General features: G+C 73.0%; 11 protein-coding genes. 5 read left to right on the top strand and 6 right to left on the bottom strand.

Annotated features, from left to right (window positions below):
• Nucleotides 1–152: 152 nt before the first annotated feature.
• Nucleotides 153–1,706: an NADH-quinone oxidoreductase subunit NuoF family protein gene (locus Scani_RS30815; protein WP_159481042.1), complete on the bottom strand. Its 1,554-nt coding sequence runs from the start codon at nt 1,704–1,706 to the stop codon at nt 153–155.
• Nucleotides 1,703–2,314 (bottom strand): hypothetical protein, encoded by a 612-nt coding sequence (locus tag Scani_RS30810; RefSeq protein WP_159481041.1) that lies wholly within the window; start codon nt 2,312–2,314, stop codon nt 1,703–1,705. The genes Scani_RS30815 and Scani_RS30810 overlap by 4 nt, the downstream gene beginning before the upstream one ends.
• Nucleotides 2,315–3,029: 715 nt before the next feature.
• Here Scani_RS30810 and Scani_RS30805 point away from each other — a divergent pair.
• A complete protein-coding gene (locus Scani_RS30805) occupies nt 3,030–3,830 on the top strand; it encodes a PucR family transcriptional regulator (protein WP_159481040.1) in 801 nt (266 codons plus the stop codon).
• Between the two features lie 198 nt (nt 3,831–4,028).
• Here Scani_RS30805 and Scani_RS30800 read toward each other — a convergent pair whose 3' ends face one another.
• The 3 genes from Scani_RS30800 to Scani_RS30790 all read right to left on the bottom strand — a co-directional run bounded on the left by Scani_RS30800 (nt 4,029) and on the right by Scani_RS30790 (nt 8,391).
• Nucleotides 4,029–5,489, bottom strand: a complete 1,461-nt coding sequence (locus Scani_RS30800; RefSeq protein WP_159482473.1) for a DUF1996 domain-containing protein — start codon at nt 5,487–5,489, stop codon at nt 4,029–4,031.
• A gap of 142 nt (nt 5,490–5,631) precedes the next feature.
• Complete coding sequence (locus Scani_RS30795; protein ID WP_159481039.1) at nt 5,632–6,279, bottom strand: DUF4142 domain-containing protein; 648 nt, start codon at nt 6,277–6,279, stop codon at nt 5,632–5,634.
• 213 nt (nt 6,280–6,492) lie between these two features.
• Nucleotides 6,493–8,391, bottom strand: coding sequence for an AMP-dependent synthetase/ligase (locus Scani_RS30790; RefSeq protein WP_159481038.1), 1,899 nt, complete (start codon nt 8,389–8,391; stop codon nt 6,493–6,495).
• Between the two features lie 160 nt (nt 8,392–8,551).
• Here Scani_RS30790 and Scani_RS30785 point away from each other — a divergent pair, with 160 nt between their 5' ends.
• The 3 genes from Scani_RS30785 (at nt 8,552) to Scani_RS30775 (ending at nt 10,982) form a co-directional block, all read left to right on the top strand.
• Nucleotides 8,552–8,857 (top strand): DUF6412 domain-containing protein, encoded by a 306-nt coding sequence (locus Scani_RS30785; RefSeq protein WP_159481037.1) that lies wholly within the window; start codon nt 8,552–8,554, stop codon nt 8,855–8,857.
• Nucleotides 8,858–8,976: 119 nt separating this feature from the next.
• The gene (locus Scani_RS30780) at nt 8,977–9,984 is read left to right on the top strand and encodes a YidC/Oxa1 family membrane protein insertase (protein ID WP_159481036.1); all 1,008 of its coding nucleotides are present in this window, start codon (nt 8,977–8,979) and stop codon (nt 9,982–9,984) included.
• 140 nt (nt 9,985–10,124) lie between these two features.
• The gene (locus tag Scani_RS30775) at nt 10,125–10,982 is read left to right on the top strand and encodes a fumarylacetoacetate hydrolase family protein (protein WP_159481035.1); all 858 of its coding nucleotides are present in this window, start codon (nt 10,125–10,127) and stop codon (nt 10,980–10,982) included.
• Nucleotides 10,983–11,089: 107 nt separating this feature from the next.
• Here Scani_RS30775 and Scani_RS30770 read toward each other — a convergent pair whose 3' ends face one another.
• The gene (locus Scani_RS30770) at nt 11,090–12,205 is read right to left on the bottom strand and encodes a Gfo/Idh/MocA family oxidoreductase (RefSeq protein ID WP_371872394.1); all 1,116 of its coding nucleotides are present in this window, start codon (nt 12,203–12,205) and stop codon (nt 11,090–11,092) included.
• A 56-nt stretch (nt 12,206–12,261) separates the two neighbouring features.
• Here Scani_RS30770 and Scani_RS30765 point away from each other — a divergent pair, with 56 nt between their 5' ends.
• Nucleotides 12,262–13,425, top strand: a complete 1,164-nt coding sequence (locus tag Scani_RS30765) for an ROK family transcriptional regulator (protein ID WP_159481034.1) — start codon at nt 12,262–12,264, stop codon at nt 13,423–13,425.
• Nucleotides 13,426–13,549: the final 124 nt, after the last annotated feature.

The following is a 13,549-nucleotide window of genomic DNA, read 5'->3' as shown; positions in this document are numbered from 1 at the left end:
TGCTGAGGTGAGGGCTGGGACGGTGGCCCGGTGCCCTGGGGGCCCGGGGCCCCCGGCGGGGTGCCGTCGCCGGGGGAATACGGGCTACGGGGTGCCGGGCGTTCAACGGTGCCGAAGAATTTTCTCCGCGGGCAAAAACCGTGCCCGGACCGTCAGTTGCCGCCCTGCACCCGCAGCGCGAGTGCCGGGCAGCGGCGGACCGCGAGCTGCGCGCGGCGCCGCATCCGGGCCGGCAGCGGCATGCTGGCCTTCTCCGGGTAGCCGTCCGGGCCGAGCTTGATGATGCCGGGCACCACGTCCGCGCACAGGCCGTGGCCGCGGCACAGCGTCCAGTCGACCAGCAGCCGTTCCTGCGGCGGCGCCACCACCCGGGAGACGGTGGGCATCGGCAGGGGGACGGTGGACGGCAGCGGCAGGGTCTCGCTGACCGGCAGCGCGCCGGTCACCGGGCGGCCGCAGCCGAACCCCTGCGCATGGCGCTCGAACTCCTCGGGGAAGGCGGCGAGGGCCGACGCCACGAAGCGCGCGGTGCCGTCCGGATGGCTGCAGGCGCCGCGCTTCTCGACCGCCCGCATCCGCGCCTGTACGGCCTCCAGAGCGGCGGCACCGCCGCCCCGTACGGCGCGGTCGAGCTGCTCGGCGAGCGCGGGCAGGCCCAGCACGCAGGGGCCGCACTGGCCGGCCGACTCGGCGCCCATCCACTGCGCGACGCGTACCGTCTCGCCCGCCGGGCAGGTGTCGTACGGCAGCGGCAGCACCGCACCGGCACCGAGCACCGCCTTGTACTCGGCCAGCGACTCCTTCGACAGCGCCGCGGTCAGCGAGTCGGTGGGCGACACGAACGTGCCGTGGTAGCCGCCGATCAGCACGCCCTGCCCCTGGTCCATGCCGCACAGCGCCAGGACCCGGGCCAGCGAGACGCCGTAGGGCACCTCCACCACCCGGCTGCCGGCGACCGTCAGCAGCAGCGTGCCGGGCTCCGTGGGCAGGCCCACCGAGCGGTAGCCGAGCGCACCGAGCCTGGCGGCCACGGCGAGCTGGGCGTAGGTCTCGGTGTTGGACAGCAGCGTCGGCACACCGTTCAGGCCGCGCTCGCTGGAGCGGATCTTGCGGCCCGAGGGGAGGCCGGGGCCGCCGCCCAGCCCGTTCGTCATCGCGGAGCCCTCGCCGGTGACGAACCGTTCGGTGAGCAGGGTGACCCGTAACGTCGGCCGCACCGGACCGCGTTCGTCGATGGCCCGCTGCACGGAGTTCAGTACGTCCATGCGGGTCACCCCGAGCGCGACCTCCTGGGCGCCCAGGGCGTCGGCGGCCAGCAGGGCGCCGTCGATCACCAGGTGCGGGGCGCCCAGCAGCAGCGCGGTGTCCTTGAGGCAACTGGGCTCGCCCTCGCTGCCGTTGACGACCACCGCGCCCTTGCCGTCGGCGCGCCGCATCCCGTCCATGACGGCGGTGAGCTTGCGGGCGAAGGGGAAGCCCGCACCTCCCCGGCCGCGCAGATCGATGTCCTCGGCCAGCGCCACCAGCTCCGTGGAGTTGAGCTGGGGCAGGCTGCCGTGCCGGGACAGGTGCGCCACCCGGTCCATGCGCGGCACCTCGTCCAGGCCGGCCAGCAGGCGCGGCGGGCCGAAGGATGCCAGCGTCGGTACGGGCTCCGAAGGGCCGGGGACGGCCGGGAGCGGGCGGGTGGGAGCGGGGGCGGTCATGGGAGTTCTCCTGTGTTCCTGCGTGAGTCGCGCATCCGGAGCGCGAGTCGTACGGCCACCGCGACGAGGCAGATGGCATAGCCGACGAGGGCGTAACCGGCCGCGGGGCGGCCCGCCCTGAGGCCGTGCACCAGGGCGAACCCCCAGGCGGCGTACGCGCTCATGTGCAGGCCCCGCCACCACCGGGAGGCGGTGATGCCGGTGAAGGCGCCGCGCACCGCGCCGGTCACCGCGACGGCGATGAACACGTAGGCGGCGAGGGTGCCCAGGCCGATGAGGCCGGGGCGGGCGCCATCGGTGAAGGGCACCGCGGCGGCTGTCGCATCGGTGTGGCCCTGGGCGATCTTGATCCAGATGTGCAGGGCGAGGAAGCCGAGGCCGGCGATGCCGGTGCCGCGGTGCACGGCCTGGGCGAGCAGCCGGTGACCGGACTTCAGCACCATCCGGTCGGTGGCGGCCAGGCCCCACAGCACGGTGACCGACAGGGAGACCAGCGCGAGCACACCGGCGCCGAAGTCGAGGAAGCTCAGCAGGGCGTCCATCGCGCCGGAGTGCAGCACGACGGCGAGGAAGAGCAGCAGTGAGGCCGGAAGTGCCGGGCGGAGCATGGCAGTTCCGGCGAAGCCGCCGGCCGGTCGGCCGGCCGGCGGCCCGGGTTCGTTCGGGGGACGCCGGGGGCGAGGCACGAACGGCGAGGGCCGGGCTCGGTGCGTGGCGCGGCGGCTCTGCATACGCGGTGCGGACATCGGACCTCCCGGTGTCAGGGCGCGGGTGCGGGATGCGAATTTCGATGAAATCTCCCGGGGGCGTAATTTGCCCGGGGCTTTTGTTCGGGTGACCCCCGGTAACACTAAACATTCTGTGACCGGTTGGATACGCAGGGCCGTAATCCGGATGTGTAAAAGCATCTCCGAACGTGTTCAGGCTTTCGTAAGGTTTATCGCGCTGTGACAAATTCCTGCACTGGCATCGCGGTCGCGCGGGGTGACTCCGGATGATGCCGACTCAGGCGCCCGGGGGGCGCCAATCCCCAGTAACAGCCGCATCCCCGCCAGGATCGAGGTAGCGATGTGTGATCTCCTGAACCGCATCTGGTCGCGTCCACGAGGCGAGTGGAACCGGGTAGTCAGAAATGAACTTCCGGATCTCGCCGACAAGTTGGTCGCGGAGTTGCAACGCGGATTTCCCGCATTGTCCGCACTTCTCGGGGATACTCCCGTAGAAGAGGCACAATGGGCGCTTGAACAGGCCTTGCTGACAGTTCTTGGGTACCAAAAAGAGTCGGAGAGTAAACCTAGGGCGGTTCCGTCCGTGGTGACTCCGATGCCCGTTGCCCGGGCCCGCCAGGACCTGTTCGACGTCCTCGCCGGACAACGAGAGCTGCCGGAGGAGGGATTGGACGACCTGGCCCGCGCGGCCGGCTGGCCGGTCCCCGACACCCTCCAGGCCGTCGTGCTCGCCACACCCGCCGAGGCGGCGCAGCTCGCCGCGGCGCTCGGCCACGCCCTCATCGGCTCCGTCGACGGGTACACCTGCCTGTTCGTCCCCGACCCGGCCACCCAGACCCGGGCCCGCCTGGAGGCGGCGCTCAAGGGCCGGCCGGCCGCGGTCGGACACGTCGTACCGGCCACCGACACCGCGTCCTCGCTGCGTTGGGCCCGGTACCTGCTGACGCTGGCCCCGGGCCGGGTCGGTCCGGAGTCGCGGCCGGCGTTCGTCGACGACCACCTCTCGGCGCTGCTGCTGCTCCAGGACGAGTCGCTGGCGGACGCGCTGACCTCCCGCTGGCTCGGCCCGCTGGAGGAGCTGACGCCCCGGCAGAGCGAGCGGCTCGAAGTCACGCTGCTGGCGTGGCTGGAGGGCGGCGGAGCGCCCGAGGCGGCGAAACTGTTGCATGTGCACCCCCAGACGGTGCGATACCGCCTGCGTCAGATCGAGAAGCTCTTCGGCCCGGTGCTGCGCGATCCGCGCACCCGCTTCGAGCTGGAGATGGCGTTGCGCAGCCGCCGGCTGATGGCACATGTCCGCAGCTACCGCGCACGCGCCGGCCGTCGCGCACGGGCCGTCGCCTCGTCCATACGCCCGCTGGGCGTGGCCCGTGAGGCCCGTGTCAACGGCCTTTGAGAGCCGACGGTTGAACCACCGCGCCCCTTGAGCTGACAGCCGGCCGGTACGGCGAGAGCCTTCCGGTACACCGACAGCAGCCCGGCGCAGAGCGGCGGCCCCGACCCCCGGGAGATCCGGGTCGGGGCCGCCGCACTGTCATGGCCCGGGGGCCCGCGGTGCGCCCCTTGGGGGAGATCCCCCAAGGGGCTGCGGGCCTCAGGTGCAGTTGCGGCCGCTGTTGATGCAGTCGACCGCCTTGCTCATCAGCTGGTCGGGCATCACGTTGATGAAGTCACCGTGGTCGGTCACCGGCTTGTGCAGCTGTTCGGGGAAGCTGTCCACCGCGAAGCTGTCGCCCTGCGGGACGTCGTAGGTGATCCGCTGGGTGAGCTGCGGGATCGCCTTGAAGCCGTTGGGGCAGACGCCGTTCTGGTCCGAGAACGTCACGTGGTCGCGGTGGTTGCCGCTGTCGATGTCCCGGCCGTTCCAGCAGTTTTGGAAGGCGAAGGTGCGCACGACCTGCGAGCCCTGCGGGCACAGCGGGTACTTGTCCTTCAGCTGCCGGTCCTCGAAGCCGGTGCAGCTCCAGGAGGCGTTGGCGTTCTTGGTGCCGTTGGTGAACGCCTTGGCGTCACCGGTGATGATCTTCATGAAGCGCGGCATGGCCTCGACCTGGCCGACCTGGCTGCCGCGGAACTTCAGGGTCACCGTGGCCGGGGTCAGCGTCGTGCCGACGTTGGCGTCCTGCGCGGCGCCCGGCTTCTGCTCCGCGTTCCCGTCCAGCTTGCGCAGCACCGGCCAGTAGTGGGTGGACTGGTCGCCGTTGTTGCAGGTGGTGTCGGAGGCGGCGAGCTTGTTGTCGTCGGCGAAGGCGTCGGTGGCCTTGTTGCCGACGTAGTCGTGGGTGTGGTGCGCGCCGTTGCTGACGCCCGGCGTCACGATGACGTTGTCGGAGTTGAAGTGGCCGTCCTCATTGCGGCCGCACTCGGTGGTGAAGGTGCCGGTGGAGGCGTTGCCCCCCTTGGGGGCGGCGAACGGCGGGGCGTCCGCGTTCGGCTGGACGGTGGTGATGTCGACGAAGTCGTCGGGGGAGGGGCCGCCGGCCTGGCCCTGCTGGCCGCCGTTCTGGTTCGGGTCCTGACCCTGCTGGTTCGGGTCCTGGCCCGGCTGCTGGCTCTGCTGCTGGTCCTGGGTCTGGTTCTGGGTCTGGTTCTGACCCTGGTACCAGCCCTCCTTCACGGTCTTCGTGGAATCGTTGCCGCCGGCCCCGGCGCCCTCGTTGACGGGCTTGGTGGTACAGCCGCTCATCTTCAGCAGGTAGCCCGGCCGCTTGGTGTTCTTGGCGATCGCCGTGACCATCATCCTGATGGTCTTCTCCCGCTGCGCCTTGAGCGGCGACATGACGGCGCTACCGCTGCCGCCCATCATCTTGTGGTACGCGTCGTGCACCTGCTTGTCGAGGGCCGACAGTCCCTTGGAGACCGGGAGCTGGGCGCTGCGCGGGACGGTCCGCAGCCGCTCGCCCACATCGGGGCAGGAGATGGTGAAGGCGGCCGCCGCGGTGTGCTGATGGCCGGACGTCGCGCCGGAGGTGGTGCTGTTGCCCGCCAGCGCCGTGGTGGCGTACGCGGCGAGCCCACCGCCGCCCAGCAGGAGGGCGGTGGCGCCGATGAGCATTCTGTTCGTCAAACGCGAGCGTTTATGGGCCTGTTGCCGTTGCCTCATGAGATCACTTCGCTTCGTCCGATGTGAGGGGTGTCGTCCTGGTGGGGTTCACCGGGGTCGGGGGCGTATCCGCACAACCGGGAACCGCGTGCGGTCAGCTGCTGTGCAGGGTGTTGAAGTCGACGTTCCCGGTCTTCTCCAGGACCGTGATGTGGTCCAGCACGACGCTGTTGGCGCGGTCCGCCAGGGCACGCACCATCGTGTTCTTGGTCTGATCGCGGACCAGAGCGACCAGCCCGAAGACCTTGCCGTGGGCCCGGCGCAACAACTCGGCGAGCGTCGCGTCGAACTCCTTTCCCTGGGCGGCCTTGAGCTGCCCGAGCCAGCCCTGCTGGGCGACGTTGGGCTCCGTGGGCAGGTCGACGCCCAGCGCCTGCCCGGCCTCGTTCGACCGCCGGTCCAGCTCGGTATGTCCCGCCACGAGGTGGTTGCCGGCCGTGCGGACGGCGGGGGTCGTCCCGCGCTGCTGGGCCATCCGGCCCGAGGGCAGCTCCCACAGCCCGGCCAGCTTGACCTTGCGCACGAAGTCCCGGTCCATCGCGGTGAGCGGACCGTAGCGGGTCTCGACCGTGCCGCCACCGTCGTCGTCGTACGTGAGCGTGGTGGTCGCCGCGGCCGCGGACTCGCCGAAGAGCTGGACGGGCAGCAGCAGCGCCGCGAGCGTGGCCACGAGCGCGGCTACCACCAGTCCGGTGGCGATGGTCCGCCCGGATGTTGCGGAATTGCTGAGGATGGACCGCACACGGCCTCCCGGTTCGTCACTACTGGAATCCCACCGGACGCTAAGTGCCGCACCGGGCCCGCGGGCCCGGGTCCTCACGCACGGACAAATAACGGCCGGGCCCGCCGCGGCGCTGCTACCGTGCCGCGGGCGGGCCCGGCCGGGGGAACGGGTGACGTGCGCCGGATTTCCGTATGCCCGGCCGGGCCCGTCCAGCGTGCTTCCGTCCTGCGCTCAGCGCGCGTACAGCCCTGCCGCGGCCCATCTGCGGCGGTCCCGGCGGGAGCCGGGCTCCTCGCGCTTGCCCTCGGCGTACAGGGCGTCGATGTCCGCCGCGTACGTCCGGACGATCGCCGCCCGCCGCAGCTTGAGCGACGGCGTCATCAGCCCGGACTCCTGGCTGAACTCGCCCGGCAGCACCCGGAAGGCGCGGATCGACTCGGCCCGCGACACCGACGCGTTGGCCCGTGCCACCGCCCGCCGCACCTCCGCCTGGAGCTGTTCCTCCGGCGACGGCGCGGTGCTGTCCGGGCCGGGCTCGTCGCGCAGCTTGCGCCAGTGCGCCAGCGCCTCGGGGTCCAGCGTGATCAGCGCGGTGACGTAGGGCCGGTTGTCGCCGACCACCACGCACTGCGAGATCAGCGGATGGGCGCACAGCCGCTGCTCCAGCCCCTGCGGGGCCACGCTCTTGCCGTTGCTGGTGATGATGATGTCCTTCTTGCGGCCGGTGATGACGAGATAGCCGTCCTCGTCCAGATGGCCCAGGTCACCGGTCGGCAGCCAGCCGTCGTACAGCCCGCTGCCCGGTGTGTCGCCCTCGTCGAGGTACCCGGCGAACACCACCGGACCGCGCACCCACACCTCGCCGTCCAGCGCCAGATGCACCGCGCTGCCCGGCAGCGGGCGGCCCACCGTCCCGAACCGCACCCTGCCGGGCGGCTGCACGGTGATCGCGCCGCTGGTCTCCGTCAGGCCGTAGCCGTCGTAGACGGTGATACCGATCCCGGCGAACAGCAGCCCCAGCTCACGGAAGAGCGGTGAGCCGCCGGAGACCGCGGTCCGCACCCGGCCGCCCAGCGTCTCCCGGATACGGGAGTACACCAGCCGGTCGTAGAGCGCGTGCCGGGCCCGCAGGAACGGGTCGGGCCCGCGCCCGGTGCCCCGCGCCTCCTCGGCGAGCGCCTCCGCGTAGCGCACCGCGACCGTCATCGCCGCGTCGAACGTCCGCCGCCGGCCCGCCGCCTCCGCGGCCAGCCGGGCGCGGGTACAGATCTTCTCGAAGACGTACGGCACCGCGAACAGGAAGGTCGGACGGAACGACGCGAGGGCCGGCAGCAGCTCCTCCGACGTCACATCGGGCTGATGGGCGAGCTTCACCCCGCCGCGCAGACAGGCCACCTGCACCATCAGCCCGTAGATGTGCGCGAACGGCAGGAAGGCCAGCAGCGACGGGCGCTCGCCCGGCGCGGCCAGCAGCCCGCCCCAGCCCGCGTAGAGGGTGTCGCACTCGGCGGCGAGATTGGCGTGGGTGATCACGCAGCCGCGCGGGCGCCCGGTGGTCCCCGAGGTGTACACGATGGCGGCGACCCCGTCCGGGGAGACCAGGTGCCGCAGCCGGTGCACATCCGCCTCGGGCAGCCGGGTGCCCTCCTCCGTCAGGCGCCGGACGCAGTCCAGGTCCAGTTGCCACAGCCGGCGCAGCGTGGACCGCTCGTTGCAGGCCTCGGCCACGGTCATGGCCTGCGCCTCGTTCTCGACGACGATCGCGGTGACCTTCGCCCCGACCAGAATGCAGCGCAGCTGCTCGGCCGATGCGGTCGGATAGACCGGTACGAGTTGTCCGCCGATCGCCCACAGCGCATAGGTGAACAGCGTCCACTCGTAGCGCGTACGGGACATCAGCGCGACCCGGGTGCCGGGCCGCACCCCGTCCGCCAGCAGCCCCCTGGCCAGGGCCATGACCTCGTCCCGGAATTCCGCCGCGGACACCTCCTGCCAGCCGCCGGACGCTCGGGCGTCGCGGCGTGCGAGCTGAGCGAAATCCGGCTGGTGGTCGGCGGTGTCGAAAACGGAGTCGGCGAGACCGCCGGTCCGCAGTGGAGCCGCGACGGCCGGAACGCTGATGTCGCGCACAGCACCTCCTAGGTGTTCCCCCTTGGTCCCCCTGGTCCGCCGCCGTCCCGACGGCAGGGGGGCAAGTTATCGGCCGGTCTCCCGGCTGCCCAGATCTGTGGCTACTCTTGAGCGGAAGCCGATAAGTCTTGACGACCGGACAACCTGAGGAGGGCGCCGGATGTACCGCATCGTCGACATGTGGCGTCTGTACACCTCGGCGCTCCTCTTCGTCCTGGCCGGGTTCCTGCTCACGCAGACCGGGCTCACCACCGCCCTGACCGCCGCCGCGACCACCGGCGCACTGCTGCTGCTGTGCCGCGCCTTCCTGATCGCGGCCTGCGCCCGGCCGCTGCCACCGGGCCGGATCCGTACGGCCCTGCGCGACCGCGAGCGGCGTACGGCCTTCCTGTCCCAACGTGATCCCGACGCGGCCGGCCGCCCGCGCCCCCGAGCACCGGGCCGTCCCCTCCCGACGGCCGCGTAGGCGCACGGTCCGCTCACCGCACCGCATCCGGTCCGGTCACCGCACCGCATTCCGCGTCCGCGCGGCTCGTCACGCCGAATCCACATCCCGGCACGACGAGACCCGTGGAGGGCTCACCCATGTCCATGTTCGGCTTTCTCGGCGACGCGCTGGCGCACGGCGCCGAGGCGATCGCCCCGCTCTTCGGCACCGCGGCCATGGCCGCCACCATCGTTCTGTGCACCCTCGGCGTCCGTGCCGCGCTGCACCCGCTCGCCCGCGCCGCGGCCCGCGGCGAGAAGGCCCGTACGGCGCTCGCCCCGCAGCTCGCCGCACTGCAGCGCAAGCACAAGGGCAACCCCGAGCGGCTGCAGAAGGCGACGTCCGAGCTGTACGCCGAGACCGGTTCCTCGCCGCTGGCCGGCTGCCTGCCGACGCTGCTGCAACTGCCCGTCTTCTTCGTGATGTACCACCTGTTCTCCACCGGGGGCGGCGGCCTCCTGGACCACACGCTGCTGGGGGCGCCGCTCGGCGGTCACTGGAGCGGGGCGCTGGCGGACGGCGGGGTCTTCGGGCCGCAGGGTCGGGTCTACCTCGTGCTGTTCGTGCTGATCGCGGCGGTCGCCACCTGGAACTTCCGGCGGGCCCGGGCAACCATGGCCAAGGCCCCGCAGCCGGCCGCGGGCGGCAGTGCCGCGCTGCCCGGGATGGCCTCCATGGCCAAGGTGATGCCGCTGCTGTCCTTCGGCACGCTGATCACGGTGGCCGTGGTGCCGCTGGCCGCCGGCCTCTACATGGTGACGACGACGACCTGGACGGCGTGCGAGCGGGCGCTGCTGCAGCGGGACCGGCGCCGAGGCGACCGGGACGCGGCCACCACGGCGGCCGCCGAGGGGAAGCCGGCTCCGTCCGCGCGGCCGGTGGACGCACCGGCTGACGGGGCGTCGGGCACCCGCGCCCCGCAGCAGCGTCCGGCGCCGCAGCGCACGGACCGGAAGGGCGCGCCGAAGAGCCGCGCGGCCCGGCAGCGGGCGGCCCGTGCGAGGGCCAACTCCCGGGCCGGGGACCGGGCGAGGACCCGCCCGGCCGACGGTGCGCAGCCGCAGGCCGGCACGGCTCCCGGAGAGGTCGTCACTACCACTCGGTAACGGTCCAGTCCGTGAACGGGGTCTTGTGGACTGGACCCCGTTCTTGGAGGATCGACCAAATCGCTCGATGGCCGTCCCCCATCGGCCGGCCCGGGAAATCCCTTTCCGGGGCCGACCCTTCGACCACGGGAGTGGAACCGATGAAGCTGCTGCGTGTCGGCACGGTGGGGGCGGAACGCCCGGCGCTGCTCGACGGAACAGGGGTCCTGCGGGACCTGTCCGGCCTGGTCACGGACATCGACCCGGTGCTGCTCGCGGACGACGCGGCACTGGCGCGCCTCCGCACCGCGGCCGCGTCCGGTGACCTGCCGCCGCTCGACGCGGCCGGGCTGCGCACCGGCCCGCCGCTGGCCCGGATCGGCAAGATCGTGTGCATCGGGCTGAACTACCACGACCACGCCCGGGAGACGGGCGCCGCGACCCCCGAGGAGCCGATCCTCTTCATGAAGGCCCCGGACACGGTCGTCGGACCCGAGGACACCGTGCTGGTCCCGCGGGACAGTGTGAAGACCGACTGGGAAGTGGAGCTGGCGGTCGTCATCGGCCGTACGGCCCGCTACCTGGAGAGCGACGACGAGGCGCTGGCGGCGGTGGCCGGCTACGCGGTGGCGCACGACGTCTCCGAGCGTGCCTTCCAGATCGAGCGCGGCGGCCAGTGGGACAAGGGCAAGAACTGCGAGACGTTCAACCCCCTGGGGCCGTGGCTGGTGACCGCCGACGAGGTGCCGGACCCGCAGGCCCTCGGCCTGCGGCTGTGGGTCAACGGCGAGCTGAAACAGGACGGCACGACCGCCGAGCAGATCTTCCCGGTGGCCGAAGTGGTCCGCTACGTCAGCCGGTTCATGACCCTCTACCCGGGCGACGTCATCAACACCGGCACCCCGGCCGGCGTCGCCATGGGCCGCCCGGAACCCAAGCCGTACCTGCGGGCCGGTGACGTCGTGGAGCTGGAGATCGACGGCCTGGGCCGGCAGCGTCAGCGCCTGCGCGACGCGTAGTTTTTCCCACGTTGTCGGCCGGCCCGCCGTGGGGGTTGTTCGCCGTTGCTCCCCCACGCCCTTTAGGCAGTGGGGGAGCAACGGCGGGAAAGACAAAAACGTGGGATTCAGCCCACGATCCGGACCGTGCGGCCTTCCGCGGCCGAGCGCCTGGCGGCCTCCAGGACGCGCAGCGCGGCCGCGGCCTCGGTGGCGGTCACCGGCGGCCGGCCGCCCTCGCGCAGCGCCCGGGCGATCGCGGCGTAGTAGGCGGGGTAGTCGCCCGGCAGCGTCGGCACCTGCTCGCCGCCACCGGACTGCGGGGACGACCCGGCGCCGAGCCGGCCCCGGTGGGACTCCGGCTCCACGCCCCATTCGCCCTTCTCGTCGCCGGGCCGGCGGCCCTCGCGCAGCGCGGCCTCCTGCGGGTCCAGGCCGTGCTTCACATAGCCCGCCCGGCTGCCCAGCACCCGGAAGCGCGGGCCGAGCATGGCGGTGGTGGCGCTCATCCACAGGTGGGAGCGGACGCCGCCGGCGTGGGTGAGGGCGATGAAGGAGTCGTCGTCGGCCTCCGCGCCCGGGCGGCGGACGACGGACTCGGCGTACACGGAGACGGCCGGGCCGAAGAGAACCAGCGCCTGGTCGACGAGGTGGCTGCCGAGGTCGTAGAGCAGTCCGCCGATCTCCGCCGGGTCGCCGGACTCGCGCCAGCCGCCCTTGGGCTGCGGCCGCCAGCGCTCGAAGCGGGACTCGAAGCGGTAGACGTCGCCGAGCGCGCCGTCCTCGATCAGCTTGCGGGCGGTGCGGAAGTCGTTGTCCCAGCGGCGGTTCTGGAAGACGGAGAGCAGCAGGCCGCGGTCCCCGGCGAGCGCGGCGAGCTTCTCGGCCTCGGCGGCGGTCGCGGCCAGCGGCTTGTCGACCACCACCGGCAGGCCGGCCTCCAGGGCGGCGGTGGCGAGCGGCACATGCGTCTTGTTCGGCGTCGCCAGCACGATCAGGTCGAGGTCCGCGGCGCGGGCGAGCACCGCCTCGGGGGTGTCGACCGTACGGACCCCCGGATGCTCGGCGCGGGCCTGCGCCTGCCGCTCCGGGTCGGAGGTCGAGACGGTGTCGAGCTGCAGGCCCTCGGCGGCCGCGATCAGCGGCGCGTGGAAGACCGAGCCCGCCAGGCCGTAGCCGATGAGGCCGACGCGGAGCGGGTCGTGGGGGGCGGCGGTGCCGGTGGAGTCGCTCATCTCGCTCATGGGACCCACTTAAGCAACGGTGTTGCCAAAGTGCAAGCGATGCGGACAATGGGTGGGTGAGCAGCAACGATCTCTCCCACGACGGCGTCGCCGGCCCTCCGGGCGCCAACCTCCCCGCCCTGCGCGACCACAACGCCGCGCTGGTGCTCGGGCTGCTGCGCGCGGCCGGCGAGGAGGGGGTCAGCCGGCGGGAGCTCGCCGGCCGCACCGGGCTGACCCCGCAGGCCGTCAGCAAGATCACCGCCCGGCTGCGGGCCGACGGCCTGGTCGCCGAGGCGGGCCGCCGCGCCTCCACCGGCGGCAAGCCCGCCACCGTCCTGCGGCTGGTCCCCGGCGCCCGGCACGCCGTCGGACTGCACCTCGACCGCGACGAGCTCACCGCCGTCCTCGCCGACCTCGCGGGCGAAGCGGTCGCCGTACGCCGTGCCCCGCTCGCCTTCGAGGAGGGTGCCGGTCAGGTGCTCGCCACCGTCGAACGGGAGGTCGCCGCGCTGCGCGCACAGGCCGGCGGCCCGCCCGTACTGGGCGCCGGGGCGGCCTGCCCGGGCCCGCTGGACCACACCACCGGCGTCCTGCACCGGGTCACCGGCGCGCCCCGGTGGGACGGCTTTCCCCTGCGGGACGCGCTCGCCGAACGGCTCGGCCTGCCCGTCGTCGTCGACAAGGACACCAACGCGGCGGCGCTGGGCCTCGCCCAGGGGATACCGGCGGGTCCCGGCTCGTTCGGCTACCTCCACCTGGGCACCGGCCTGGGCGCCGGGCTCGTCCTGGACGGCGGCCTCTACCGCGGCCCGCGCACCGGCGCCGGCGAATTCGGCCACCAGACCGTGCAGTGGGACGGGCCGCGCTGCGGCTGCGGGCGGCGCGGCTGCATCGAGGCGCTGTGCCTCGCGGCGGTGGCCCGCGGCGATCTGCCGGGTGCGGCGCGGGCGCTGGGCGTGGGCGCCGCCAACCTCGTCGAGCTGCTGGACATCGACCGGCTGCTGCTCGGCGGGCGGACCGTGCTGGAGCACCCCGAGGTGTTCCTCAAAGGCGTGGCCGGGGTGCTCGCCGAGCAGGCGCGCACCCGCGGCCGGGCCGGGGAACCGGTGCCGGTGGCGCTCGCCCGCGGCGGTGCCCGGGTGGTCGCCGACGGGGCGGCGGAACTGGTGCTGGCGCCGCTGTTCGGACGGCGGCGGACCGGCCTCGCGGCCGGGCGCGTTGGGCCGGCCCCGGCATGAGGTGGCGGGGACCTCTCGCTCTCTCCCGGCGACAGCAGACCGGCCCACTGCGGAGCGCCGAGAGCCGAGGTGCCGGGCGTGGTGGGGCGGAAGATCCGGGGCGAGCGCGAGGGTCGGGGGTGCC

Source organism: Streptomyces caniferus (assembly GCF_009811555.1).
GTDB lineage: Bacteria > Actinomycetota > Actinomycetes > Streptomycetales > Streptomycetaceae > Streptomyces > Streptomyces caniferus.
The sequence above is the reverse complement of the archived record's forward strand: the minus strand, read 5'-3'. Positions and strand labels throughout refer to the sequence as shown.